The sequence below is a fragment of the Pseudomonas sp. NPDC087626 genome, assembly GCF_044743405.1.
GTDB lineage: Bacteria > Pseudomonadota > Gammaproteobacteria > Pseudomonadales > Pseudomonadaceae > Aquipseudomonas.
Window position 1 is genome coordinate 40,718 of record NZ_JBIUWJ010000029.1, and the last position, 23,993, is coordinate 64,710.

At 62.8% G+C, this 23,993-nt stretch carries 20 protein-coding genes; 8 read left to right on the forward strand and 12 right to left on the reverse strand.

Translation table 11 applies throughout. The annotated features are described in order from the left end of the window. Positions 1 to 13: 13 nt before the first annotated feature. The 12 genes from ACIOVD_RS21450 to ACIOVD_RS21505 all read right to left on the reverse strand — a co-directional run bounded on the left by ACIOVD_RS21450 (position 14) and on the right by ACIOVD_RS21505 (position 13,661). Positions 14 to 574, reverse strand: coding sequence for a hypothetical protein (locus ACIOVD_RS21450; protein WP_095166713.1), 561 nt, complete (start codon positions 572 to 574; stop codon positions 14 to 16). A 53-nt stretch (positions 575 to 627) separates the two neighbouring features. After that, on the reverse strand, positions 628 to 1,344 hold the full coding sequence (locus ACIOVD_RS21455) for a TetR/AcrR family transcriptional regulator (protein WP_159993997.1): 717 nt from the start codon (positions 1,342 to 1,344) through the stop codon (positions 628 to 630). Positions 1,345 to 1,441: 97 nt separating this feature from the next. Continuing rightward, positions 1,442 to 2,944 (reverse strand): lysine--tRNA ligase, encoded by a 1,503-nt coding sequence (lysS, locus tag ACIOVD_RS21460; RefSeq protein ID WP_095166709.1) that lies wholly within the window; start codon positions 2,942 to 2,944, stop codon positions 1,442 to 1,444. 115 nt (positions 2,945 to 3,059) lie between these two features. Beyond that, a protein-coding gene (gene prfB, locus ACIOVD_RS21465) for a peptide chain release factor 2 (RefSeq protein WP_143501160.1) occupies positions 3,060 to 4,155 on the reverse strand; the annotation gives its coding sequence in 2 pieces (ribosomal slippage) (positions 3,060 to 4,082 and positions 4,084 to 4,155; 1,095 coding nt in all). A gap of 107 nt (positions 4,156 to 4,262) precedes the next feature. Then, positions 4,263 to 5,264, reverse strand: coding sequence for a PleD family two-component system response regulator (locus ACIOVD_RS21470; protein ID WP_095166707.1), 1,002 nt, complete (start codon positions 5,262 to 5,264; stop codon positions 4,263 to 4,265). A 48-nt stretch (positions 5,265 to 5,312) separates the two neighbouring features. Then, positions 5,313 to 6,323: a chemotaxis response regulator protein-glutamate methylesterase gene (locus ACIOVD_RS21475; protein WP_095166705.1), complete on the reverse strand. Its 1,011-nt coding sequence runs from the start codon at positions 6,321 to 6,323 to the stop codon at positions 5,313 to 5,315. Then, positions 6,320 to 8,611 carry a hybrid sensor histidine kinase/response regulator gene (locus ACIOVD_RS21480; RefSeq protein ID WP_401130095.1) on the reverse strand — a complete coding sequence of 764 codons (2,292 nt, stop codon included), beginning with the start codon at positions 8,609 to 8,611 and terminating at the stop codon, positions 6,320 to 6,322. Before ACIOVD_RS21480 ends, ACIOVD_RS21475 begins: the two co-directional genes overlap by 4 nt. Beyond that, positions 8,608 to 9,291: a chemotaxis protein CheW gene (locus tag ACIOVD_RS21485; RefSeq protein WP_401130097.1), complete on the reverse strand. Its 684-nt coding sequence runs from the start codon at positions 9,289 to 9,291 to the stop codon at positions 8,608 to 8,610. Before ACIOVD_RS21485 ends, ACIOVD_RS21480 begins: the two co-directional genes overlap by 4 nt. After that, a complete protein-coding gene (locus ACIOVD_RS21490) occupies positions 9,288 to 10,565 on the reverse strand; it encodes a CheR family methyltransferase (RefSeq protein WP_320333734.1) in 1,278 nt (425 codons plus the stop codon). The genes ACIOVD_RS21485 and ACIOVD_RS21490 overlap by 4 nt, the downstream gene beginning before the upstream one ends. Beyond that, on the reverse strand, positions 10,562 to 11,098 hold the full coding sequence (locus tag ACIOVD_RS21495) for a chemotaxis protein CheW (protein ID WP_095166697.1): 537 nt from the start codon (positions 11,096 to 11,098) through the stop codon (positions 10,562 to 10,564). Before ACIOVD_RS21495 ends, ACIOVD_RS21490 begins: the two co-directional genes overlap by 4 nt. Further along, a complete protein-coding gene (locus tag ACIOVD_RS21500; protein WP_401130099.1) occupies positions 11,098 to 12,720 on the reverse strand; it encodes a methyl-accepting chemotaxis protein in 1,623 nt (540 codons plus the stop codon). The genes ACIOVD_RS21495 and ACIOVD_RS21500 overlap by 1 nt, the downstream gene beginning before the upstream one ends. A gap of 266 nt (positions 12,721 to 12,986) precedes the next feature. Beyond that, positions 12,987 to 13,661 (reverse strand): tellurite resistance TerB family protein, encoded by a 675-nt coding sequence (locus ACIOVD_RS21505; protein WP_401130101.1) that lies wholly within the window; start codon positions 13,659 to 13,661, stop codon positions 12,987 to 12,989. A 198-nt stretch (positions 13,662 to 13,859) separates the two neighbouring features. Between ACIOVD_RS21505 and ACIOVD_RS21510 the strand changes: the two genes are divergently transcribed. The 8 genes from ACIOVD_RS21510 (at position 13,860) to ACIOVD_RS21545 (ending at position 23,943) form a co-directional block, all read left to right on the forward strand. Then, on the forward strand, positions 13,860 to 14,774 hold the full coding sequence (locus tag ACIOVD_RS21510) for a LysR family transcriptional regulator (protein WP_095166691.1): 915 nt from the start codon (positions 13,860 to 13,862) through the stop codon (positions 14,772 to 14,774). A 101-nt stretch (positions 14,775 to 14,875) separates the two neighbouring features. Next, positions 14,876 to 16,366: a gamma-aminobutyraldehyde dehydrogenase gene (locus tag ACIOVD_RS21515; protein ID WP_095166689.1), complete on the forward strand. Its 1,491-nt coding sequence runs from the start codon at positions 14,876 to 14,878 to the stop codon at positions 16,364 to 16,366. Between the two features lie 87 nt (positions 16,367 to 16,453). Next, a complete protein-coding gene (ydcS, locus tag ACIOVD_RS21520; RefSeq protein WP_095166687.1) occupies positions 16,454 to 17,605 on the forward strand; it encodes a putative ABC transporter substrate-binding protein YdcS in 1,152 nt (383 codons plus the stop codon). A gap of 249 nt (positions 17,606 to 17,854) precedes the next feature. Then, a complete protein-coding gene (locus tag ACIOVD_RS21525; RefSeq protein WP_095166685.1) occupies positions 17,855 to 18,892 on the forward strand; it encodes an ABC transporter ATP-binding protein in 1,038 nt (345 codons plus the stop codon). Between the two features lies 1 nt (position 18,893). Then, positions 18,894 to 19,841 carry an ABC transporter permease gene (locus tag ACIOVD_RS21530; protein WP_401130104.1) on the forward strand — a complete coding sequence of 316 codons (948 nt, stop codon included), beginning with the start codon at positions 18,894 to 18,896 and terminating at the stop codon, positions 19,839 to 19,841. Next, positions 19,831 to 20,640, forward strand: a complete 810-nt coding sequence (locus tag ACIOVD_RS21535; protein ID WP_095166681.1) for an ABC transporter permease — start codon at positions 19,831 to 19,833, stop codon at positions 20,638 to 20,640. The genes ACIOVD_RS21530 and ACIOVD_RS21535 overlap by 11 nt, the downstream gene beginning before the upstream one ends. A 165-nt stretch (positions 20,641 to 20,805) precedes the next feature. Then, on the forward strand, positions 20,806 to 22,230 hold the full coding sequence (locus tag ACIOVD_RS21540) for a gamma-aminobutyraldehyde dehydrogenase (RefSeq protein ID WP_095166679.1): 1,425 nt from the start codon (positions 20,806 to 20,808) through the stop codon (positions 22,228 to 22,230). Positions 22,231 to 22,458: 228 nt separating this feature from the next. Continuing rightward, positions 22,459 to 23,943: an APC family permease gene (locus tag ACIOVD_RS21545; protein ID WP_095166677.1), complete on the forward strand. Its 1,485-nt coding sequence runs from the start codon at positions 22,459 to 22,461 to the stop codon at positions 23,941 to 23,943. Positions 23,944 to 23,993: the final 50 nt, after the last annotated feature.

The window sequence follows — 23,993 nt, forward strand, 5'->3', positions numbered from 1 at the left end:
GGTTAACCGTTGCCTACTGCGCTGATTGAGTGGTGTGCGGTCGTTGATACCGCGCGGCCTCGACGAACACGTCGGAATTGGCCGGATCGTCGAGGTAGGCGAACACCTGGTCCATGCTGCTGTTGATCAGTACGCCGTCACCATCGTCGGTGCTGAACGGCTCACCCTTGAGTTGTTGCCCAAGCGCCTGGCGGATCTGCTCGAGATCGAGGTTGTAGATCACCAGTTCCTGTTTATCGTTCAGTTCAAACCCGGCGATAGTGAAGTTGCCGCCGTACTGGGCCGGCACCTTGGCCGAGAGGTACCAGCGATTGCCGTGGCGCGCCACCGTGAACGGATAGGCCTCGCGCTCCTTGGGCTTGGCCTTGAAGTAGCTGACCGCCTGGTAGCGGTCCGGGCCGACACGGGTCAGGTCCAGGTTCTGTGCTTCACCCCAGGCATTCTTGCTGGTCCATTTACCGAGCAACCCCGCCGGCGCAGCCTCGCTGCCCGGCATGGCCTGCTTGAATGACACCAGGCAGCCGCTGAGCAGCAGGAACGACAGGGTGATCACCACGACACGCCAGTACTTCATTCAAGACTCCTAGTCAGCACACACCGACAGCGCAATCTGCCCTCCCCCAAGGGTTACACCGAGGCCAGCACCAAGTGCATATACCGCGTGAGGATTCCGAGCATTTCATCCTCCGCCAGCGGCTGCGCCTCGTTGAGCAGGCCTTGATATTCCATCCGTCCGATTATCGCCGTCAACACTTTGGCATCCTGTTGCGGTTCCGGCGAGCCCAGCACCTGGAATAGCTGGCAGGTACCCTGCAGGAGAATCTGCTGATGGGAACGCACCAGCAACGCCAGGCGCGGGTTGAGCAAGGCCTCCTGGCGGAACGCCTGTTCCGCCATCAGGTGCTCGCGGCGGTTGAGCAGTTGCCGGTGCACATAGTCGGCGGTAAACCGGGCGATGTCGTCGGCCAGCCGCGAACGTGCCTCGGGGCTGCCATCCCCGCTGTCGACCATCTCGCGCAGCAGTCCTTCATGATTGGCCCACAGCTTGGCCATATAGGCCGCGCTGCGCTCCACGTACTGGGCAAAGGTATCGGTGAGCAGGTCATCGATGTCCTTGAAATAGTACGTGGTCGCCGACAATGGCACGCTGGCCTCGGCGGCTACGGCGCGGTGCCGCACCGCCCGCACACCGTCGCGCACGACAATGCGCATCGCGGCGTCGAGGATGTCCTGTCGACGCTGTTCACTGCCCTGTCGGCTGGCCTTGCGACCCTGGTACTGAACACTTTCAGCGACCGCCGTAGCGACCCCCGCTGCTCCTTCTTGAGCATTTGCACGATTCACCGGTCTTACCTCGCAGTTGGAAGCAACAAGTTGATACGTTTGTTCCATACAGGCAATAAAAAGCCGCCTGATATAGGCGGCTTTTTCACTGCGGCATTTACGCTTGCGGTCGCATGTGCGGGAACAGGATCACATCGCGGATCGACGGTGAGTTGGTCAACAACATCACCAGGCGATCGATACCGATGCCCTCACCCGCCGTCGGCGGCATACCGTATTCCAGCGCACGTACGAAGTCGGCGTCGTAGTGCATGGCTTCGTCGTCGCCGGCGTCCTTGTCGGCCACCTGGGCCATGAAACGCTCGGCCTGGTCTTCCGCGTCGTTCAACTCGGAGTAGGCGTTGGCGATTTCGCGACCACCAATGAACAGCTCGAAGCGGTCGGTGACGTTCGGGTTGTCATCGTTGCGACGAGCCAGCGGCGACACTTCGAACGGGTACTGGGTAATGAAGTGCGGCTGCTCCAGCTTGTGCTCGACCAGCTCTTCGAAAATCATCACTTGCAGCTTGCCCAGGCCTTCGAAGCCCAGCACCTTGGCCCCGGCTTTCTTGGCGATGGCGCGCGCCTTGTCGATGTCGGTCAGGTCGTCGGCGGTCAGCTCAGGGTTGTACTTGAGGATCGAGTCGAATACCGACAGGCGCACGAACGGCTCGCCGAAGTGGAACACCTTGTCGCCGTACGGCACGTCGGTGCTGCCCAGGACCAGCTGTGCCAACTCGCGGAACAGTTCTTCGGTCAGGTCCATGTTGTCTTCGTAGTCGGCGTACGCCTGGTAGAACTCCAACATGGTGAATTCAGGGTTGTGACGAGTCGAAACGCCCTCGTTACGGAAGTTGCGGTTGATCTCGAAGACTTTCTCGAAGCCACCGACAACCAGGCGCTTGAGGTACAGCTCAGGCGCGATGCGCAGGAACATTTCCATGTCCAGGGCATTGTGGTGCGTTTCGAACGGCTTGGCCGCAGCACCACCAGGGATGGTTTGCAGCATCGGCGTCTCGACTTCAAGGAAGTCGCGCTGCATCAGGAAGCTACGGATATGGGCGATGACTTGCGAACGCACTCGGAACGTCTGGCGCACTTCGTCATTGACGATCAGGTCGACGTAGCGCTGGCGATAACGCTGTTCGGTGTCGGTCAGGCCGTGGTGTTTGTCTGGCAGTGGGCGCAGCGACTTGGTCAGCAGGCGCACGCTGGTCATTTCCACGTACAGGTCGCCCTTGCCGGAACGGGCCAGGGTGCCTTCGGCGGCAATGATGTCGCCCAGGTCCCAGGTTTTCACCGCGGCCAGGGTTTCTTCGGACAGGGTCTTGCGGTTGACGTAGACCTGGATGCGCCCGGACATGTCCTGGATCACCATGAACGAGCCACGGTTGAGCATGATGCGACCGGCAACCTTGACCGGGATTGCAGCCTCTGCGAGCTCTTCCTTGGTCTTGTCCGCGTACTGCTTCTGCAGGGCATCGCAGTAGTTGTCACGGCGGAAGTCGTTCGGGAAGGCGTTGCCCTTGGCGCGCTCGGCAGCAAGCTTTTCCTTGCGCAGGGCGATCAGGGTGTTTTCTTCCTGTTGCAGGGCTTGCGGGTCGAGTTCTAGGTCGCTCATGTCTTCAAAAATTCCATCACGGGTTCGTTGCCCCCAGGCCAGCGGCCTGGGGATCGCCGGCAAGCCGGCTCCTACAGAGGATCGCGGTGAGTCAGGCGATCCCGTGTTGCATGTCTTACAAGCCTTGCTTCAGGCTGGCCACCAGGTATTCGTCGATGTCGCCGTCGAGCACCTTGTCGCAGTCGCTGCGTTCGATGTTAGTGCGCAGATCCTTGATCCGCGAGGCATCGAGCACGTACGAGCGGATCTGGTGACCCCAGCCGATGTCCGACTTGGTGTCTTCCAGGGCCTGCGAAGCGGCGTTGCGTTTCTGCACTTCCTGCTCGTACAAGCGCGCCCGCAACATTTTCATCGCGGTGTCTTTGTTGGCGTGCTGGGAGCGTTCGTTCTGGCAGCTGACCACGGTGTTGGACGGTACGTGGGTGATACGTACGGCCGAGTCGGTGGTGTTAACGTGCTGACCACCGGCACCCGAGGAGCGGTAGGTGTCGATACGCAGGTCCGACGGGTTGATGTCGATTTCGATGTTGTCATCGATTTCCGGCGACACGAACACGGCCGAGAACGAGGTATGGCGACGGTTACCGGAGTCGTACGGGCTCTTGCGCACCAAGCGGTGCACGCCGATTTCGGTACGCAACCAGCCAAAGGCGTATTCGCCCTTGATGTGCACGGTGGCGCCCTTGATCCCGGCGACTTCACCGGCCGACAGTTCCATGATGGTCGCGTCGAAACCGCGTTTATCCGCCCAGCGCAGGTACATGCGCAGCAGGATGTTGGCCCAGTCCTGGGCCTCGGTGCCGCCAGAACCGGCCTGGATGTCCAGGTAGGCGTTGTTGGCGTCCATCTCACCGCTGAACATGCGGCGGAACTCGAGCTTCTCGAGGGCCTCGCGCAGGCGTTCGACTTCGGCTGCAACGTCGTCGACGGCAGCTTGGTCTTCTTCCTCGGCAGACATCAACAGCAGGTCCTTGGCATCAGCCAGACCGCTGGACATCTCATCGAGGGTTTCTACGATCTGGGCCAGCAGCGAACGCTCGCGACCCAGGTTCTGAGCGTACTCAGGGTTGTTCCAGACAGCCGGATCTTCAAGCTCGCGATTGACTTCGGTCAGACGCTCATGCTTTTGATCGTAGTCAAAGATACCCCCGAATAGTTTCGGAGCGCTCGGACAGGTCCTTGATACTGTTAAGGATCGGGTTGATTTCCATGGCGGGCAGCACTCGTTGGCGAACTTTTGAAAGCCGGCGAGTATAACGTAATCAGGCCGCCACGGCAGCCCGCCTGGCGGCTATTGAGCCACCAAAACGGCTGTTTTTTACTCGATCCCCACCTGATTGCGCCCATTGTGCTTGGCCAGGTACAGGCCCTTGTCTGCCGCCAAAATCAATTGCCGGCAGTCGCTGCCCTGCTGTGGGGTGATGGTCGACAGGCCGATGCTGATGGTCAGGCTCGCGCCTTCGGCCGGGGCGATGTGTGGAATTTTCAGGGCGGCGACGGTCTGACGGAGTTTTTCCGCCACCAGTCGTGCGCCACCCGGCGAAGTGTTGGGCAGCACCAGGGCGAACTCTTCACCACCATAACGCGCAGGCAGGTCCGAGGGCCGGCTACTGGCATCGCGGATCGCGGTCGCCACCTTGCGCAGGGCTTCATCGCCCTCAAGATGACCAAAACTGTCGTTATAGGACTTGAAGTAGTCGACATCGATCATCAACAGCGACAATTGGGTCTGGTCACGCAACGAGCGCCGCCATTCCAGCTCCAGGTACTCGTCGAAGTGCCGGCGGTTCGACAGGCCGGTCAGGCCGTCGGAGTTCATCAACCGTTGCAGCACCAGGTTGGTGTCGAGCAACTGCTGCTGGCTGACCCGCAATGCCCGATAGGCTGCATCGCGCTGGATCAGCGTGGTGTAGGAGCGCGAGTGATAGCGAATGCGCGCCACCAGCTCGATGTTGTCCGGCAGTTTCACCAGGTAATCGTTGGCCCCGGCGGCAAACGCCGCGCTCTTGATCAAGGGATCTTCCTTGGTCGACAGCACAATGATCGGGATGTCCTTGGTCGCCGGGTGGTTGCGGTAGTCGCGCACCAGTGTCAGGCCGTCCAGCCCGGGCATCACCAGGTCCTGCAGGATCACCGTCGGCTTGATGCGAATGGCCTGGGCGATGGCCTGGTGCGGGTCGGCGCAGAAATGGAAGTCGATGTTGTCTTCGTTCGCCAGACCCCGCCGCACGGCTTCGCCGATCATCGCCTGGTCGTCGACCAGCAGCACCATCGCGGCATTTTCATCGTTCTTGAAATCGTCGAGCTGTAACTCATCCATGGGGGCTCACCTGAAATACTACTTGGCCCGTACCGCTGCGGATGTCATTCATTTTGCAAAGATCTCCAGCAATCGTGGCGCTATTTTTTCCAGCGGGCGAATTTCCACCGCGGCGTCGATGGCGGCGGCGGCCTTGGGCATACCGTACACCGCGCTGCTGTGCTGATCCTGAGCGATGGTCAGGTAGCCCTGCTGGCGCATCAATTTGAGTCCCTGGGCTCCATCGCGGCCCATTCCGGTGAGTAGCACACCTACTGCATCACCGTTCCAGTAACTGGCCACACTTTCGAAGAACACATCGATCGAGGGCCGGTAGATTTCGTTGACCGGCTCGGCGGTGTACGCCAGCGTGCCGTTTTTCAACAAGCGAATATGGTGGTTGGTGCCAGCCAGCAACACCGTGCCACTTTGCGGCGGCTCGCCCTCCTGGGCCAGGCGTACGTTCAGGCCACTGACACTGCTGAGCCATTGCGCCATGCCGGCGGCGAACACCTGGTCCACGTGTTGCACCAGCACGATGGCCGCCGGGAAATCCCGCGGCAAGCCCTTGAGCAGCACTTCCAGCGCCGCCGGACCGCCAGCCGAGGAGCCAATGGCGACCAGGCGCTGGCGCGAGGCCGAACTGCGCAGCGGGCTGGGTGCCGGGCGTTCGCGGTTGCCCTTCTCGCCGATCAGCCAGCCGATGTTGATGATTTTGCGCAGCAGCGGTGCGGCGGCTTCCTGGGCATTGCCGGCCCCCAGGGCCGGCGTGTCGACCACATCCAGCGCGCCGTACCCCATGGCCTCGAACACCCGATGCACATTCTGCTGGCGATCGACCGTGACGATGACGATGGCGCACGGCGTATCCGCCATGATCCGGCGGGTCGCCTCGACCCCGTCCATGACCGGCATGATCAGGTCCATGAGGATCAGGTCCGGCGTCAGTTCGGCGCAACGCTGCACCGCCTCCTTGCCATTGCTGGCCACCCACACCACCTGGTGCGCCGGCTCGAACGCCAGGGCCCGGCGCAGCGCTTCCACAGCCATCGGCATATCATTGACGATTGCGATCTTCATGCCCGCGCTCCTCCTATGAGCTCTACCACTGCGTCGAGCAGCGCATCGTCATGAAAGCTGGCTTTGGCTAGATAATAGTCGGCTCCAGCGTCCAGTCCACGGCGCCGGTCCTCTTCACGGTCCTTGTAGGACACCACCATCACTGGCAGTGACTGCAGGCGATTGTCGCGGCGCAACAGCGAGACCAGCTCGATCCCGTCCATGCGCGGCATATCGATATCAGTAATCAACAGGTCGAAGTCCTCGGCGCGCAGGGCGTTCCAGCCGTCCATGCCGTCAACGGCGACGGCCACGTCATAACCTCGGTTGAGCAGCAGCTTGCGTTGCAACTCGCGCACCGTCAGCGAGTCATCGACCACCAGGATCCGCTTGCGGGCCACCTGCGCGGCCTGCTGACTGTGCCGGGCGATCCGCTCCAGGCGCCCGGTATTGAGCAGTTTATCCACCGAGCGCAGCATGTCCTCGACGTCGACGATCAGTACCACCGAACCGTCATCCAGCAAGGCTCCGGCGGAAATATCCTGGATCTTGCCCAGGCGCTCATCCAGCGGCAGCACCACCAGGGTGCGCTCGCCGATAAAACGCTCGACGGCCACACCGTACACCGCATCGCGCTCACGGATCACCACCACCTTGAGGGTGGCGGCGCTGTTCTGGCTCACCGGCCGTTGCAGCAACTGGGTGGCAGCCACCAGCCCGACATGCCGGCCCTCGTGCCAGAAGTGCTGGCGCCCCTCCACCTGCACGATATCCTCTGGCGCCAGGTCGCACATGCGCTCGATGTGCGCCAGCGGGAAGGCGTAGGCCTCCTCGCCGACTTCCACCACCAGGCTGCGCACCACCGACAGGGTCAGCGGCACTTCAAGGTGGAAACGACTGCCCTCGCCCGCCTTCTGCTCCAGCACCACCGCGCCGCGCAACTGGCGCACCATGTGCTGGACGGCGTCGAGGCCGACGCCACGGCCGGAAACTTCAGTAACTTTGTCGCGCAGGCTGAAGCCGGGCAGGAACAGGAACGTCAGCAGTTCCTCTTCACTCAATTGCGCCGCGGTCTCGGCCGGCGACAGTTGACGCTGGACGATGCTGCGCCGGACCCGCTCCAGGTCCACGCCGTTGCCGTCGTCGCTGAGTTCCAACACCAGCAGGCCCGCCTGATGGGACGCCCGCAGGCGGATCAGCCCTTCGGCCGGTTTGCCGGCCAGCAAGCGCTGCTCCGGCGACTCGATGCCGTGGTCCACCGCATTGCGCAACAGGTGCGTCAGCGGTGCTTCGAGTTTTTCCAGCACGTCGCGGTCGACCTGGGTCTTTTCGCCCTCGATCTCCAGGCGCACCTGTTTGCCGAGGCTGCGGCCCAGGTCGCGGACCATCCGCGCCTGGCCGGTCAACACGTCGGCAAACGGGCGCATGCGGCAGGCCAGCGCAGTGTCGTACAGCACCTGGGCACGCTGGCTGGCTTGCCAGGCAAACTCGTCCAGCTCTGCCGTTTGCTCCGCCAGCAATTGCTGAGACTCGGCCAACAGCCGCCGCGCATCCTCCAGGGCCTCCTCGACTTCCAGGCTCAGGCTCTGCTCCTTGAGCTGGGCATTGAGGTTTTCCAGGGCGCGCAGGCCGTTACTTTGCATACGCTTGAGGCGCTGCAGGGTCGCCAGATAGGGTTTCAAACGCTGGGTCTCGACCAGCGATTTACTCGACAGGTCGAGCAGGCTGTTCAGGCGCTCGGCAGTCACACGTAGCACCCGCTCGCCGCCCTCGGTGAGCCGTTTGGCAGGCTTGGCGAGTTCCGCCAGCAGAGGCTCCGGCTCCGACAGTTCGAAGCGCGCGGCCGGCGGTTCGAGTTGCAACTCGGCCATCGGCAGCTCCGGCGCCAGCGGTGGCAGGCTCACCGGTGTCGGCGCCGACGCGGGATCGAGCAACTGCCCCATCAACGCCACATAGGCGTAGATATCACTGGGCCCGACCTCGTTGCCAGGCGTGGCGATGCGCATCAGCAGGTCGGTGCCTTGCAGCAACGCGTCAATGTGCTCGGGGCGCAGCAGAAGCCGGCCTTCCTGGGCACTGACCAGGCAATCTTCCATCACATGGGACACTTCGACCCCGGCATCGACGCCAACAATCCGCGCCGCGCCCTTGAGCGAGTGGGCGGCGCGCATGCAGGCTTCCAGGTGATCGGCCTGGGTCGGATCACGCTCCAGCGCCAGCAACCCGGCGCTGAGTACTTGGGTCTGGGCCTCGGCCTCCAGGCTGAACAACTCCAGCAGCGACGCGTCGCGCATTTGCTCGGGGGTCATGTGAGGCTCCGGGTCACGGCGGACAGCAACTGCTCTTCATCCAGCCAACGCAAACTGCGACCGTTAAATGGCAATACGCCTCGGGTGTACTTCGCGCTGGCCTGCTGGCCCGAGCGCGAGGCTGCGTCGAGCAGCCGTTGATCAATCGCATGGATCCCATCGACCTCGTCCACCGGTACCACCACCGGACCGCCGTGGGCGGCAATGATCAACATGCGCGGCATGACCCGCGCACCGGACGCGGTCGCCGTCGAGGCCTCCAGCCCCAGCAACTCCACCAGCGACAGGCAGGCCACCAGTGCGCCGCGCACATTGGCCACCCCCATCAGCGCCCGCGAGCGCTGGTGGGGCAAGGAATGCACCGGCTGCAAAGGCGCCACTTCCACCAGGCTGCGGGTGCTCAGCGCCAGCCACTCTTCGCCCAGGCGAAACATCAGCAATGAACGGGTGGCGACCTGTACCTCGACCGTCGCCGAGCCATGGGCCTGGTCGTCCTGCTGCAGCGCATAGCGGTCCAGCAAGCGGGTAGCCGCGGCCGAGTAGACCGCGCAGTTGCGGCAATGAATATGCTCGGCCAGCAACCCACAGGACTTGTCACCGTGGACACCGATGCGGTTCCAGCAGTCGTCGATGGCCTGGGCATCGGCGTGGGTCACGTTCAACGAAACTGAACCGATCATCGTTTGCGCTCACTGTCAGCGGTACGTTCGTTGCGCGCCGCGCGCTCCTGCAAGCGTCGGCTCCCAGCCACATCGCCCTGGGACGCGAGCAACGCGGCCAGGTGCATCAGGGCTTCGGGGTGTTGCGGCTCCAGGTACAACGCCTTGCGATAAAACCCCTGGGCTTCCAGCACGCTGCCAGCCACATCACTGAGCAGGCCTAACCAGTAGAACACTTGCGCCACCGGGCCGTGGCTGCGCAGGTACGCCTCACAGGCGGCACGCGCTTGCGGGCTTTTGCCTTCGTTGGCCAGGGTCGCAATGTGTGCCAACAGCACCGCCGCATCGCCAGCGTCTGGCTGCTCGGCCCGCGGCGACACTGGGCGGGCTACGGTTGCAAAGGGTCGACTGCGCACTGGCGGCGCAGGCGCGCGGCGCACCGGCAAGCTCACTGGCAGCGCTGGCGCAATGTAGGCCGGCAGTGGCTGGGGTTCAGGTTCGCTGTGGCGGCTGAAGGCAAACGACTGGGGAATGCCGATCGAGCGCATGCCCAGGCGCCCCAGCAGACTGCCTTCGGCCGGGCCGATGAACAGCACGCCATCGACGTGGGTCAGGCGCTTGAGCACTTCAAAGACCTGGGTCTGGGTCGGCAGGTCAAAGTAGATCAGCAAGTTGCGGCAAAACACGAAGTCATAGGCCGGTTCATTGGCCAGCAAGCTTGGGTCCAGTAGGTTGCCGACCTGCAAACGCACTTGTTCGCGAACCCGCTCGCTGAGGCGATAACCGTCGTCTTCAGCGCTGAAATGCCGCTCGCGAAAATCGCCCTGCTCTCCGCGAAAGGAGTTCTTGCCATAGCACGCCCGCTTGGCCCGCTCCACCGACAACGGGCTGACGTCCAGGCCGTCGACCTTGAACTGATGAGGTGCCAACCCGGCATCGAGCAAGGCCATGGCAATCGAATAGGGCTCCTCGCCGGTGGAGCACGGCAGGCTGAGGATGCGCAGAGCCCGCATGTTATTGAGCTCGCCCAGGCGTTTGCTTGCCAGCCTGGCCAGGGTGGCAAAGGATTCCGGATACCGGAAAAACCAGGTCTCGGGCACGATCACCGCTTCGATCAGCGCTTGCTGTTCGTCTCGCGAACCCAGCAAGCGTTGCCAGTATTGATCGGCCGTTTGCACCTGCTGCGCGGTCGTGCGCTGGCGTACCGCGCGCTCGATGATCGCCGGCCCGACGGAGGTCACGTCCAGGCCGATGCGTTCTTTGAGGAAGTCGAAAAAGCGCTGGTCGCTGCTCATGCTCGATCCTCAAGCATTGACAGGTCCAAGGGTGGCGACGGAAACAGCAGCGCCTGCACCTGGGCATCCAGCAGGTCCGCGACCCGCACCCATTGCAGCAGTCCCTGGGCATCTTCGCGCACTGGCCCCAGATACGGCGCCTGGCGATTGTCCAGGCCGTAGGGTTGAAACTCCGCCGGATTGCAGCGCAAGGTGTCGGTGGCCTGCTCGAGAATCAACCCCAGCAGTTGCGCTGGCAGCGTGGCATCGGGTCGATAGTGCACCAGCACCAGGCGGGTGCTGGTGCGTGCTTCGGCAGCCAGGCCGAAGGTCAGCGCGCCGACATCGATCACCGGCACCACCGTCCCGCGGTAGCCGAACACCCCGGCGACCCAATGCGGCGCCTGGGCAATCGGCTTGAGCGGCAGGCGTGGCAGCACCTCCGCCACCTCGACGGCCTGCAAGGCATAACGCTCGCCACCGATGCGAAACACCAGGAACAGCGCTTGTTTCGGGGCCACACCCGCGCCCCGCTTGACCACGAGCTCGCTCATCAGACTTTGAATCGCGAGACGCCGCTGCGCAGCCCGACGGCCACCTGGCTCAATTCGTCGATGGCGAAACTGGCCTGGCGCAGCGACTCGACGGTCTGGCTGCTGGCATCGCCCAACTGCACCAGCGCGTGGTTGATCTGTTCGGCGCCGGTGGCCTGGGCCTGCATGCCTTCGTTGACCATCAGCACCCGCGGCGCCAGCGCCTGGACCTGATGGATGATCTGCGACAGTTGTTCGCCGACCTGCTGCACCTCGGACATGCCGCGGCGCACTTCTTCGGAGAACTTGTCCATGCCCATCACACCGGCCGAGACCGCCGACTGGATCTCACGGACCATCTGCTCGATGTCATAGGTGGCAACGGCCGTCTGGTCGGCCAGGCGCCGCACTTCGGTGGCGACCACGGCAAAACCGCGACCGTACTCACCGGCCTTTTCCGCCTCGATAGCGGCGTTCAGCGACAGCAGGTTGGTCTGGTCGGCGACCTTTACGATGGTCACCACCACCTGGTTGATGTTGCCGGCCTTCTCATTGAGGATCGCCAGCTTGGCATTGACCAGGTCGGCCGCGCCCATCACCGAGTGCATGGTGTCTTCCATGCGTGCCAGGCCCTGCTGACCGGAGCCGGCCAGTACCGAAGCCTGGTCGGCAGCGGTGGACACTTCCGTCATGGTGCGCACCAGGTCGCGGGAGGTCGCCGCGATTTCCCGCGAGGTCGCCCCGATTTCCGTGGTGGTCGCCGCAGTTTCGGTGGCCGTGGCCTGCTGTTGCTTGGAGGTGGCGGCGATCTCGGTCACCGAGGTGGTGACCTGCACCGAAGAACGCTGGGCCTGGGACACCAGCGCGGTGAGCTCGGTCATCATGTCGTTGAAGCCGCTTTCCACGGCACCGAACTCATCCTTGCGGTCGAGGTTGAGGCGATTGCTCAAGTCCCCGGTGCGCATGATTTCGAGGATCTTCACGATGCGGTTCATCGGCGCCATGATCGCGCGCATCAGCAGCAGGCCGCAGAGCGCCGCCGCCAGCACCGCCACCAACAACGACACACCCATGCTGATTTTCGCCGCGACGACGGCGTCGTCGATGGCGGTGGTCGCGTGGTCGGCAACCGTCTTGTTCTCGCGGATGACGTCATTGAGCTTCAGGCGGCCGGTAATCCAGGCTGGCGTCAACTGCTCGTTGAACAGCTTGATTGCCTCCTGCTCCTGGTGGTTCTTATGCAGCTCAAGGACGGTGGCCAGAATCCGGTTGAAATTCTGATGCGCTTTCTCGAAGGCATCGAACTCGGTGCGGTCCTCGACACCATGAATAGTCGCGGCGTAGTTGGCCATTTGTTCTTCGAGACGCTGCTCGAAGGCCTTGAAATCGGCGAGGTCTTGCTCAGTGACCCCCTGCCCTTCCTCCAGACCGAGCATTTTCTGGATCTTGAGGTAGCTGTCGACCCAGGCACTGCGAATCATCGAGCTGTAGTAGACCCCAGGCACGGCATCGTCGCGAACGCTGTTCTCGCTGGCTTCGATCTTCAGCAGACGTGAATAAGAGACGACCACCATCAACAGCATGATGGCGATAATCACCGCAAAGCTCGCCAAAATGCGTTGGCGCAACGTCCAGTTCTTCACAGTCAGTCCTCGGGGCCATTCAAATGGTGGGGAGTATAGCCGAGGGCGCGCTGGGTTTAAGCAGCGGTTGCGCACTGCGTCTCATCCCGAGCGAAAAGTCTGGATCCGCTCTGGGACGGCTACTTTCCGTCAGATGGGTTGGGGGCCGCCAGTGATATTTGTGTAGAAACAGACGGTGGATTGGCCATTGCGGGCGAGCCGGCGAGGCTGCGTTCGAGGACGCAGTCCTCGCCGTGTTTCACTTGGCGATAGCTCACCTGCGACACTCAGAGACGCACCTGCCGCTCCAGCTCGGCCTTCAATCCTGGCTCCAACTTGAGCTGGCGGGCCAGTTCGTCGAGGTAGGACTTCTCCATGAAGTTCTCCTCGTCCACCAACATCACGCTGGCGATGTACATCTCGGCGGCCATTTCCGGGGTGCTGGCGGCGCGGGCGACGTCGGTCGGGTCCAGTGGTTTGTTGAGTTCGGCGTGCAGCCAGTGCTGCAGTTCCTGGTCGCTGTCCAGCTTGCGGAACTCGCCCTCGATCAGCTCACGCTCACGCGCGTCGACATGCCCATCGGCCTTGGCAGCAGCCACCAGGGCCTTGAGGATGGCCTGGCTGTGCTGCTCGACCTGCGCCGGCGGCAGGCGATCTAGGGTTTGCGGCTCGGTCTGCGGCGCCGTGCCCTGCTGGGCCTGCCAGTTGCCGTAGGCCTTGTAGGCAATCACGCCGAGTGCCGCGAGGCCGCCATAGACCGCCACCTTGCCGCCGACTTTGCGCGCCTTCTTGTTTCCCAGCAGCAGACCCATCGCGCCGGCGGCCAAGGCCCCGCCGCCAGCACCGGAGAGCAGGCTGCCCAGTCCGCCGCCAGCTGCTTTGTTCTGGGTTCCACCGGCCTTGTTCTGCAACAGGTCCTGGCCGGACTTGAGTAACTGATCGAGCAAACCACGGGTAATCATGTGTCGCCTCCAGAAAATCACGTTTAACCAATAAATAAGGCCATCAGCCTAGATCTAAAGTGCCCGAGGCCCGTCAGCGAGAGTGCTTCCAGATGTTGCCCAGCCCTTGCGGCCGCCTTGCTAGCTGGGCTAGGGCATCGATAAAAAAGATATACACTGGGAAAAATCTATAAAAACCGCCCACCGGGTACTTTTCCCATGATGACCCTGCGTCAGATCCGTCACTTCATCGCCGTCGCCGAAACCGGCTCGATCTCGGCCGCCGCACAAGCGGTGTATATCTCCCAGTCCACCTTGACCCTGGCCATCCAGCAACTGGAGCAGGAGATTGGGGTCAACCTGTTCAACCGCCACGCCAAGGGCATGACCCTGACCCATCAGGGACACCAGTTCCTGCGCCAGGCGCATTTGATCCTGGCCACCGTGGACAATGCCAAACGCAGCCTGCAGCAGAGCACCGACCAGGTGGCCGGGCAGTTGACCATTGGAGTCACCAGCCTGGTCGCGGGCTACTACCTGGCCGACCTGCTGACCCGCTTTCAACGGGCCTACCCCAATGTCGAGCTCCGGGTCATGGAAGATGAGCGCCCGTACATCGAGCACTTGCTGGTCAGTGGCGAAATCGATGTCGGGGTGCTGATCCTGTCCAACCTCGAGGATCGTCACGCCCTGCAAACCGAGGTACTGACTCACTCGCCCCACCGCTTGTGGCTGCCGGCCCAGCACCCGCTGCTGGAGCACGACAGCATCAACCTGGCGGACGTCGCCCGCGAACCACTGATCCAACTCAACGTCGACGAGATGGACCGCAACGCCCAGCGCATGTGGCGAGCTGCCTCGCTGCAGCCACGCATCACCCTGCGCACCGCCTCCACCGAGGCCGTGCGCAGCCTGGTGGCAGCGGGCCTGGGGGTGTCGATCCAGCCCGACATGACTTACCGCCCATGGTCCCTGGAAGGCGACATCATCGAAGCCCGGCCCATCGCCGACCTCAGCCAGACCCTCGATGTCGGCCTGGCCTGGCGCCGCGGCACCGCCCGCCCGGCACTGGTTGACCCCTTCCTGACGGTGGCCCGCGAACAGCCACCCGGCGGGCGCAAGCCATCTATTTAATCGAACGCTGCATTCAGTATTTAGTATTTGTCGTCCTCAAGCCCCGCCACTAGTCTTTGTACATCTATAAGACGGTCGGGGCCCCAGTCACAGGGAGCACCATGGCCACACAACAAAAGAGAATCCGAAAAATGCCCGCCGCGCAGACCCCTTTGTTCACCGCATTGCTGATCGACGGTGAATTGGTAGCCGGCCAGGGCTTTGTCGAGCCGATTCTCAACCCGGCCACCGGCGAAGTGCTGACCCACATTGCCGAAGCCAGCACCGAACAGGTCGAAGCCGCGATCCTCGCCGCCCACCGGGCCTTTGCCGGCTGGTCGCGGACCACCCCGCAACAGCGCTCGAACATCCTGCTGGAAATCGCCAACGCCATTGAAAAACACGCTGACCTGCTGGCCCGCCTGGAATCGTTGAACTGCGGCAAGCCACTGCACCTGGCGCGCCAGGATGACCTCAGTGCGACGGTCGATGTGTTCCGCTTCTTCGCTGGCGCCGTGCGCTGCCAGACCGGCCAGCTCAGCGGTGAATACCTGCCGGGCTACACCAGCATGGTGCGCCGCGACCCGATTGGCGTGGTGGCCTCGATTGCGCCGTGGAACTACCCGATCATGATGGCCGCCTGGAAAATCGCCCCGGCCCTCGCCGCCGGCAATACCCTGGTGTTCAAGCCCTCCGAACATACCCCGCTGTCGATCCTGGCCCTGGCGCCAGCGCTGGCCGAGATCCTGCCGCGCGGGGTGATCAACATCATCTGCGGGGGCGGTGAAGGGGTCGGCAGCCATCTGGTCAGCCATCCCAAAGTACGCATGGTCTCGCTCACTGGCGACATCGTCACCGGGCAGAAAATCCTCCAGGCCGCCGCCAAGACCCTCAAGCGCACCCACCTGGAACTGGGCGGCAAGGCACCGGTGATCGTCTGCAACGATGCCGACCTGCAAGCCGTAGTCGCCGGCGTGCGCAGCTACGGTTACTACAACGCCGGGCAGGACTGCACCGCGGCCTGCCGCATCTATGCCCAGGCGGGGATACACGACAAGCTGGTGGCGGAACTGGGCGCAGCGGTCAGCAGCCTGCGGTTTGCCGGCAAGCGTGACGCCGACAACGAGATCGGCCCTCTGATCAGCACCCGCCAGCGCGACCGCGTGGCCAGCTTTGTCGAACGCGCCCTCGGCCAGCCGCACATCGAACGGGTGACCGGCGCGGCAGTGCATTCCGGCGCCGGTTTCTATTACCAGCCAACCCTGCTCGCCGGTTGCAAGCAAAGCGATGAAATCGTCCAGCGCGAAGTGTTCGGCCCGGTGGTCACCGTGACCCGCTTCGACGAGCTGGAGCAAGCGGTGGATTGGGCCAACGACTCGGAATATGGCCTGGCGTCGTCGGTCTGGACGCAAAACCTGGACAAGGCGATGCAGGTCGCGGCGCGCTTGCAGTACGGCTGCACCTGGATCAACAGCCACTTCATGCTGGTCAGTGAAATGCCCCACGGCGGTTTGAAACGCTCCGGCTACGGCAAGGACCTGTCCAGCGACTCGCTGCAGGACTACAGCGTGGTGCGGCACATCATGGCCCGTCACGGCAATGACCTGAAATAACGCTACTAAGCTAATAACAAGCCGAAAAGGCCAGCTGCATCACGTTCAACACTGCCCCGACCATAATTTAAAGAAGAGGGAAACCCCATGTTCGTGCACAAGACCGCATTGCTCAGTGCAATCACCACCGCGCTGCTGGCCAGTGCCAGCCTCCAGGCCGCCGAACCGCTGAAAGCCGTTGGTGCCGGCGAGGGCCAACTGGACATCGTGGCCTGGCCTGGCTACATCGAACGGGGTGAAAGCGACAAGGCCTACGACTGGGTGACCGGTTTCGAGAAGGAGACCGGCTGCAAGGTCAACGTCAAGACCGCCGCCACTTCCGATGAGATGGTCAGCCTGATGGCCAAGGGCGGCTACGACCTGGTGACTGCCTCTGGCGACGCCTCGCTGCGGTTGATCGTCGGCAAGCGTGTGCAGCCGATCAATACCGCACTGATCCCTAACTGGAAAAACCTCGACCCGCGCCTCAAGGATGCCCCTTGGTACGTGGTCAACCAGCAGACATACGGCACCCCCTATCAATGGGGCCCGAACGTGCTGATGTACAACACCAACGTGTTCAAGACGGCCCCCACCAGCTGGAACGTGGTGTTCGATGCGCAGAACCTGCCAGACGGCAAGCCCAACAAAGGCCGCGTGCAGGCCTATGACGGTCCGATCTACATCGCCGACGCGGCGCTGTACCTGAAAAGCACCAAGCCGGAACTGGGCATCCAGAGCCCCTACGAGCTGACCGAAGCACAGTACAAGGCCGTGCTCGACCTGCTGCGCGCCCAGCAGCCGCTGATCCACCGCTACTGGCACGACACCACCGTGCAAATGAGTGACTTCAAGAACGAAGGGGTAGTGGCCTCCAGCGCCTGGCCCTATCAGGTCAACGGCCTGATGAACGAGAAACAGCCCATCGCCTCGACTATTCCGAAAGAAGGCGCCACCGGCTGGGCCGACACCACCATGCTGCACGCCGAGGCCAAGCACCCGAACTGCGCCTACAAGTGGATGGACTGGTCGCTGCAACCCAAGGTCCAGGGCGATGTCGCGGCCTGGTTCGGCTCCTTGCCAGCGGTCCCGGCGGCTTGCCAGGGCAGCGAACTGCTGGGCGCCGAAGGCTGCAAGACCAACGGTTTCGACCAGTTCGAGAAGATCGCCTTCTGGAAAACCCCGCAGGCTGAAGGCGGCAAGTTCGTGCCGTACAGCCGCTGGACCCAGGACTACATCGCGATCATGGGCGGCCGCTAAAAGTCATTCCGGGAGCTGCTGCGCGTCGATTATCCGCGCCCGGGCAGTGCTCGCCTCCTCACGTACTGACGTACGCTCCGGGGGCTGTGCGCTGGCCGGACACGACTAATCGCCGCTCGCGACGCTCCCTGAACGACTTTTCCAGCTCCATCGCTTTGCCAAAAGCAGAATTGATTTTCGATTAATAGATTTTTCAGAAGTCCAGGCAGGGCCGCTGCGACGGCCCGCGCCTTTTTGGAGCACCGCACCATGACGCTTGCAGTCCAGTTCACCAACGTTTCCCGTCTATTCGGCGAAGTGAAAGCCGTAGACCGGGTTTCCATCGACATCCAGGACGGCGAGTTCTTTTCCATGCTCGGCCCTTCCGGCTCGGGCAAAACCACCTGCCTGCGGCTGATCGCCGGCTTCGAACAGCCGAGCGCGGGGTCGATCCGCATCCACGGCGAAGAAGCCGCCGGCCTGCCGCCCTATCAGCGTGACGTCAACACCGTCTTCCAGGATTACGCCCTGTTCCCCCACATGAATGTCCGCGACAACGTCGCCTACGGCCTGAAGGTCAAGGGCGTGGGCAAGAAGGAACGCCTGGAGCGTGCCGAAGAATCCCTCGCCATGGTGGCCCTGGGCGGCTACGGCGAGCGCAAGCCGGTGCAATTGTCCGGCGGCCAGCGCCAGCGTGTGGCCCTGGCTCGCGCTCTGGTCAATCGCCCACGGGTGCTGTTGCTCGACGAACCCCTGGGGGCGCTGGACCTGAAGCTGCGTGAGCAAATGCAGAGCGAGCTGAAGAAACTGCAGCGCCAGCTCGGCATCACCTTCATTTTCGTCACCCACGACCAGACCGAAGCCCTGTCGATGTCCGACCGCGTGGCGGTGTTCAACAAGGGCCGCATCGAGCAGGTCGACACCCCGCGCAACCTGTACATGAAACCGGCCACCACCTTCGTCGCCGAATTCGTCGGCACCTCCAACGTGATCCGTGGCGACCTGGCGCAACAACTGAGCGGCAACCCGCAGCCCTTCTCGATTCGTCCGGAACACGTGCGTTTCGCCGAAGGCCCGCTGGCCAGCCATGAGATCGAAGTCAGCGGTCTGCTGCACGACATCCAGTACCAGGGCAGCGCCACCCGTTACGAGTTGAAGTTGGAAAACGGCCAGACCCTGAACATCAGCAAGGCCAACAACCAGTGGCTGGACACCAGCGCCCAGCACCAGACCGGACAACGCATCAGCGCGCGCTGGGCCCGCGAGGCGATGACCCCGCTGCACGACACCGTCACGAGCGGGGTGTGAGATGAACACCGTGACCATGACACAAACGCCTTCGGGGGGCTCGCCGCTGCGCCGGTTCTCCAACCTGCTGTATCGCCGCCCCAATCTGTACCTGTCGATGTTGCTGGTGCCGCCGCTGATCTGGTTCGGCGCGATCTATCTCGGCTCGCTCCTGACCCTGTTGTGGCAGGGCTTCTACACCTTTGACGACTTCACCATGGCGGTCACCCCCGACCTGACCCTGGGCAACTTCGCCGCGCTGTTCCAGCCGTCGAACTTCGACATCATCCTGCGCACCCTGAGCATGGCCATCGTGGTCTCGATCGCCAGCGCCATCGTGGCGTTTCCAATTGCCTACTACATGGCGCGCTACACCAGCGGCAAGACCAAGGCGTTCTTCTACATCGCGGTGATGATGCCGATGTGGGCCAGCTATATCGTCAAGGCCTACGCCTGGACCTTGCTGCTGGCCAAAGGCGGCGTCGCACAGTGGTTCGTCCAGCACCTGGGGCTGGAGCCGGTGCTGCAATTCGTGCTGGGGATTCCCGGGATCGGTGGCAGCACCCTGTCCACCTCGCACCTGGGCCGCTTCATGGTGTTCGTGTACATCTGGCTGCCGTTCATGATCCTGCCGATCCAGGCTTCGCTGGAGCGCCTGCCACCGTCCCTGCTGCAAGCCTCCGCCGACCTCGGGGCCAAGCCACGCCAGACCTTCATGCAGGTGATCCTGCCGCTGTCGATCCCGGGCATCGCCGCCGGTTCGATCTTCACTTTCTCCCTGACCCTGGGCGATTTCATCGTGCCGCAACTGGTGGGCCCGCCGGGTTACTTCGTCGGCAGCATGGTCTACGCCCAGCAAGGCGCGATCGGCAACATGCCGATGGCCGCGGCTTTCACCCTGGTGCCGATCGTGCTGATCGCCATCTACCTATCCATCGTCAAACGCCTGGGGGCCTTCGATGCACTCTGAGAAAGCTTCTTTAGGTCTGCGCATCGCGGCCTGGGGCGGGTTGGTGTTCCTGCACTTCCCGATCCTGATCATCTTCCTGTACGCCTTCAACACCGAAGACGCAGCGTTCAGTTTTCCGCCCAAGGGTTTCACCCTGAAGTGGATCGGCGTGGCGTTCTCGCGACCTGACGTCCTGGAAGCCATCAAGCTGTCGGCCCAGATCGCCGCCATCGCGACCCTGATTGCCATGGTCCTCGGCACCCTGGCCTCGGCGGCGCTGTACCGGCGCGACTTCTTCGGCAAGCAAGGCATCTCGTTGATGCTGATCCTGCCGATTGCCCTGCCGGGGATCATCACCGGGATTGCCTTGTTGGCGACTTTCAAATCCCTGGGCATCGAGCCAGGTATGTTCACCATCATCGTCGGTCACGCGACCTTCTGTGTGGTGATCGTCTACAACAACGTCATCGCCCGCCTGCGCCGCACCTCCCACAGCCTGATCGAGGCCTCGATGGACCTGGGCGCCGATGGCTGGCAGACCTTCCGCTACATCATCCTGCCGAACCTCGGCTCGGCGTTGCTGGCCGGCGGCATGCTGGCGTTTGCCCTGTCGTTCGACGAAATCATCGTCACCACCTTCACCGCCGGCCATGAACGCACCTTGCCGCTGTGGCTGCTCAATCAACTGAGCCGCCCACGGGACGTGCCTGTGACCAACGTGGTGGCGATGCTGGTGATGATCGTGACCATGCTGCCGATTCTCGGTGCCTACTACCTGACACGCGGCGGTGAAAGCGTGGCCGGTAGCGGCGGTAAATAAACGGATAACTGGAGGAACAGGGCCACTGTGGGAGCGGGCTTGCCCGCGATTGCGTTGGGTCAATCATCATCAATGTTGGATGCGATGACCTCATCGCGGGCAAGCCCGCTCCCACCTGGGTTCCGGTTTCAGCAGAAAAATAAAAGCGCCAAAGAGGACATGAACATGCAAACCAAACTGCTGATCAACGGCCAACTGGTGGAGGGCGAAGGCCCGGCCCAGGCCGTCTTCAACCCGTCGCTGGGCCGTGTGCTGGTGCAGATCAACGAAGCCAGCGAAGCCCAGGTCGACGCCGCCGTACGCGCCGCCGATGCGGCCTTCGACAGTTGGTCGCAGACCCCGCCCAAGGACCGCTCGCTGCTGCTGCTCAAGCTGGCAGACGCCATCGAAGCCCACGGCGAAGAACTGGCCAAGCTGGAATCGGATAACTGCGGCAAACCGCTGAGTGCGGCGTTGAACGACGAGATCCCGGCGATTGCCGATGTGTTCCGCTTCTTCGCCGGCGCCAGCCGTTGCATGAGCGGCATGGCCGGGGGTGAATACCTGCCGGGCCACACCTCGATGATCCGCCGCGATCCAGTCGGCGTGATTGCCTCGATCGCGCCGTGGAACTACCCGCTGATGATGGTCGCCTGGAAAATCGCTCCAGCCCTGGCGGCCGGCAATACCGTGGTGCTCAAGCCGTCGGAACAGACCCCGCTGACCGCCTTGCGCCTGGCCGAGCTGGCGTCGGAGATTTTTCCGGCTGGCGTGCTCAACCTGGTGTTCGGTCGTGGGCCGACGGTGGGTAGCCCGCTGGTCACTCATCCGAAAGTGCGCATGGTGTCGCTGACCGGCTCGATCGCCACCGGCTCGAACATCATTTCCAGCACCGCTGACAGCGTCAAACGCATGCACATGGAACTGGGCGGCAAGGCGCCGGTGATCATCTTCGACGACGCCGACATCGACGCGGCCGTGGAAGGCATCCGCACCTTCGGTTTCTACAACGCCGGGCAAGACTGCACCGCTGCCTGCCGCATCTATGCCCAGGCCGGTATCTACGAGCAGTTCGTGGAGAAACTAGGGGCCGCGGTCAGCAGCATCAAATACGGTCTGCAGGATGATCCCGCCACCGAACTGGGCCCGCTGATCACCGCCCAGCATCGCGACCGCGTCGCCGGTTTTGTCGAGCGCGCCGTGGCGCAACCGCACATTCGCTTGATCACCGGCGGCAAGGCCGTGGAAGGCGAGGGTTTCTTCTTCGAGCCAACGGTACTGGCCGACGCCCAGCAGGACGATGAAATCGTCCGGCGTGAAGTGTTCGGTCCAGTGGTCTCGGTGACTCGTTTCAACGATGAGGCTCAGGTACTGGGCTGGGCCAACGATTCGGACTACGGCCTGGCGTCGTCGCTGTGGACCGCTGACGTAGGCCGTGCCCACCGTCTCGCCGCGCGTTTGCAATATGGCTGCACCTGGGTGAATACCCACTTCATGCTGGTCAGCGAAATGCCCCATGGCGGTCAGAAACTGTCCGGGTATGGCAAGGACATGTCCATGTATGGGCTCGAGGACTACACCACCGTGCGGCATGTGATGTTCAAGCACTAAAAGCATCGTCAGCAGGCTGGCTCCCACAGGGAAACGCATTTCAAACTGTGGGAGCCAGCCTGCTGGCGATGGCGTCACCTCGGTTTCAAGGCAGAAACCGGCAGTCCGCACCACCAGGCTCCAAACCCAAGAAGACAAAATAATAACCACCGATCCTGGCGGCGCCCTCAAGGCCCCGCCACGGTTTCGGCCATCCGAAATCTGCCGATTTTCCGGAGCATCCACGCCATGAGTGCATTACCCGAACACTCTCCCGTCGTCGCTGACAGCGATGCCGAGCAGCTACGTAAACTGGGGTACACCTCCAATTTCAATCGCAGCATGAGCCTGTGGGAAAACTTCGCCCTGGGCTTCACCTACCTGTCTCCGGTCGTCGGGGTCTATACCCTCTTCGGCCTGTGCCTGGCCGCCGGTGGCCCACCGATGTTCTGGGCCTACCTGCTGGTGGGCTGCGGCCAGATGCTGGTGTGCCTGATCTTCGGCGAAGTGGTCTCGCAGTTCCCGATCTCCGGCGGCGTCTACCCGTGGGCCCGACGCCTGGTGGGCAAGCGCTGGGCGTGGATGGTGGGCTGGATCTACTCCATTGCCCTGTGCGTGACCATCGCTGCCGTCGCGGTCGGCGCCGGCCCGTACCTGGCGGCCATGCTCGGCTTTGAACCGAACAACAACACCAACATCATCATTGCCCTGGTACTGACGCTGTTCGCCACCCTGGTCAACCTCAGCGGCACCAAGGTGCTGGCGCGCATTGCCATGTTCGGTTTCCTCTGTGAACTGATCGGCGCGGTCATCGTCGGTGTCTATCTGTTGCTGTTCGAGCGTCATCAACCCCTCAGCGTGCTGTTCAACACCTTCGACATCAGCGTCGATGGCTCCTACCTGCCGGCGTTCCTGACCGCCTCCCTGGCCGGGATGTTCCTGTACTACGGCTTCGAAGCCTGTGGCGATGTGGCCGAAGAAACCCCCAACCCGAGCAAGAAAATTCCGGTGGCCATGCGCATGACCATCTACATCGGCGGCATTGCCGCGATGTTTGCCTGCCTGGCCCTGATCCTGGCGGTGCCGGACATGCAAGCGGTGATCAATGGCACCGATAAGGACCCGGTCACCACCATCCTCAACAACGCGTTCGGCCCGGTCGGCTCAAAGGTGGTGATGGGCGTGGTGATGATTTCCTTCATCTCCTGCGTGATCAGCCTACAAGCGGCGGCCAGCCGTCTTCTGTACTCCTACGCGCGTGACGAAATGGTCATCGGCAGCGGCCTACTCAAGCGGATTTCGCCGAACACCCAGGTTCCGGTTGCCGCCTTGTTCGTCTCCGGTATCCTGCCGGCGTTGATCATCGCCCTGGGCTTTTTCCTACAGGACGCCGTCGCCACCATCGTCAGCTTCGCTGCCATCGGGATCTACCTGGCATTCCAGATGATCGTGCTCGCGGCGCTCTACGCCCGCGCTCGCGGCTGGAAACCCAGCGGCAAGTTCACCCTCGGGGCCTGGGGCCTGCCCGTGAACATCGGCGCGCTGGTCTATGGTGTCGGGGCAATCATCAACATGGCTTGGCCACGCACGCCGGATGCGCCGTGGTACGTCAACTACGCGATGGTGCTGAGCACGGCCATCGTCATTGGCCTGGGCCTGCTCTACATGTGGCTCGGCAAACCCTATGACCATGGCACCGCCCCAGCAGGCGATGCCTGGAAAGTCAGCCGGTAACGACAACGCCCTGCCCCCCTGCACGCGGGTCGGGGCGACTAAAAAACCAC

Excerpts from the sequence above, each read along its gene's own strand:
- ACIOVD_RS21450 (WP_095166713.1), bottom strand. The coding sequence starts at position 574 with ATGAAGTACTGGCGTGTCGTGGTGATCACCCTGTCGTTCCTGCTGCTC.
- lysS (WP_095166709.1), bottom strand. The coding sequence starts at position 2,944 with ATGAGCGACCTAGAACTCGACCCGCAAGCCCTGCAACAGGAAGAAAAC.
- ACIOVD_RS21470 (WP_095166707.1), bottom strand. The coding sequence starts at position 5,264 with ATGGATGAGTTACAGCTCGACGATTTCAAGAACGATGAAAATGCCGCG.
- ACIOVD_RS21475 (WP_095166705.1), bottom strand. The coding sequence starts at position 6,323 with ATGAAGATCGCAATCGTCAATGATATGCCGATGGCTGTGGAAGCGCTG.
- ACIOVD_RS21480 (WP_401130095.1), bottom strand. The coding sequence starts at position 8,611 with ATGACCCCCGAGCAAATGCGCGACGCGTCGCTGCTGGAGTTGTTCAGC.
- ACIOVD_RS21485 (WP_401130097.1), bottom strand. The coding sequence starts at position 9,291 with ATGATCGGTTCAGTTTCGTTGAACGTGACCCACGCCGATGCCCAGGCC.
- ACIOVD_RS21490 (WP_320333734.1), bottom strand. The coding sequence starts at position 10,565 with ATGAGCAGCGACCAGCGCTTTTTCGACTTCCTCAAAGAACGCATCGGC.
- ACIOVD_RS21495 (WP_095166697.1), bottom strand. The coding sequence starts at position 11,098 with ATGAGCGAGCTCGTGGTCAAGCGGGGCGCGGGTGTGGCCCCGAAACAA.
- ACIOVD_RS21505 (WP_401130101.1), bottom strand. The coding sequence starts at position 13,661 with ATGATTACCCGTGGTTTGCTCGATCAGTTACTCAAGTCCGGCCAGGAC.
- ACIOVD_RS21510 (WP_095166691.1), top strand. The coding sequence starts at position 13,860 with ATGATGACCCTGCGTCAGATCCGTCACTTCATCGCCGTCGCCGAAACC.
- ACIOVD_RS21515 (WP_095166689.1), top strand. The coding sequence starts at position 14,876 with ATGGCCACACAACAAAAGAGAATCCGAAAAATGCCCGCCGCGCAGACC.
- ydcS (WP_095166687.1), top strand. The coding sequence starts at position 16,454 with ATGTTCGTGCACAAGACCGCATTGCTCAGTGCAATCACCACCGCGCTG.
- ACIOVD_RS21525 (WP_095166685.1), top strand. The coding sequence starts at position 17,855 with ATGACGCTTGCAGTCCAGTTCACCAACGTTTCCCGTCTATTCGGCGAA.
- ACIOVD_RS21530 (WP_401130104.1), top strand. The coding sequence starts at position 18,894 with ATGAACACCGTGACCATGACACAAACGCCTTCGGGGGGCTCGCCGCTG.
- ACIOVD_RS21535 (WP_095166681.1), top strand. The coding sequence starts at position 19,831 with ATGCACTCTGAGAAAGCTTCTTTAGGTCTGCGCATCGCGGCCTGGGGC.
- ACIOVD_RS21540 (WP_095166679.1), top strand. The coding sequence starts at position 20,806 with ATGCAAACCAAACTGCTGATCAACGGCCAACTGGTGGAGGGCGAAGGC.
- ACIOVD_RS21545 (WP_095166677.1), top strand. The coding sequence starts at position 22,459 with ATGAGTGCATTACCCGAACACTCTCCCGTCGTCGCTGACAGCGATGCC.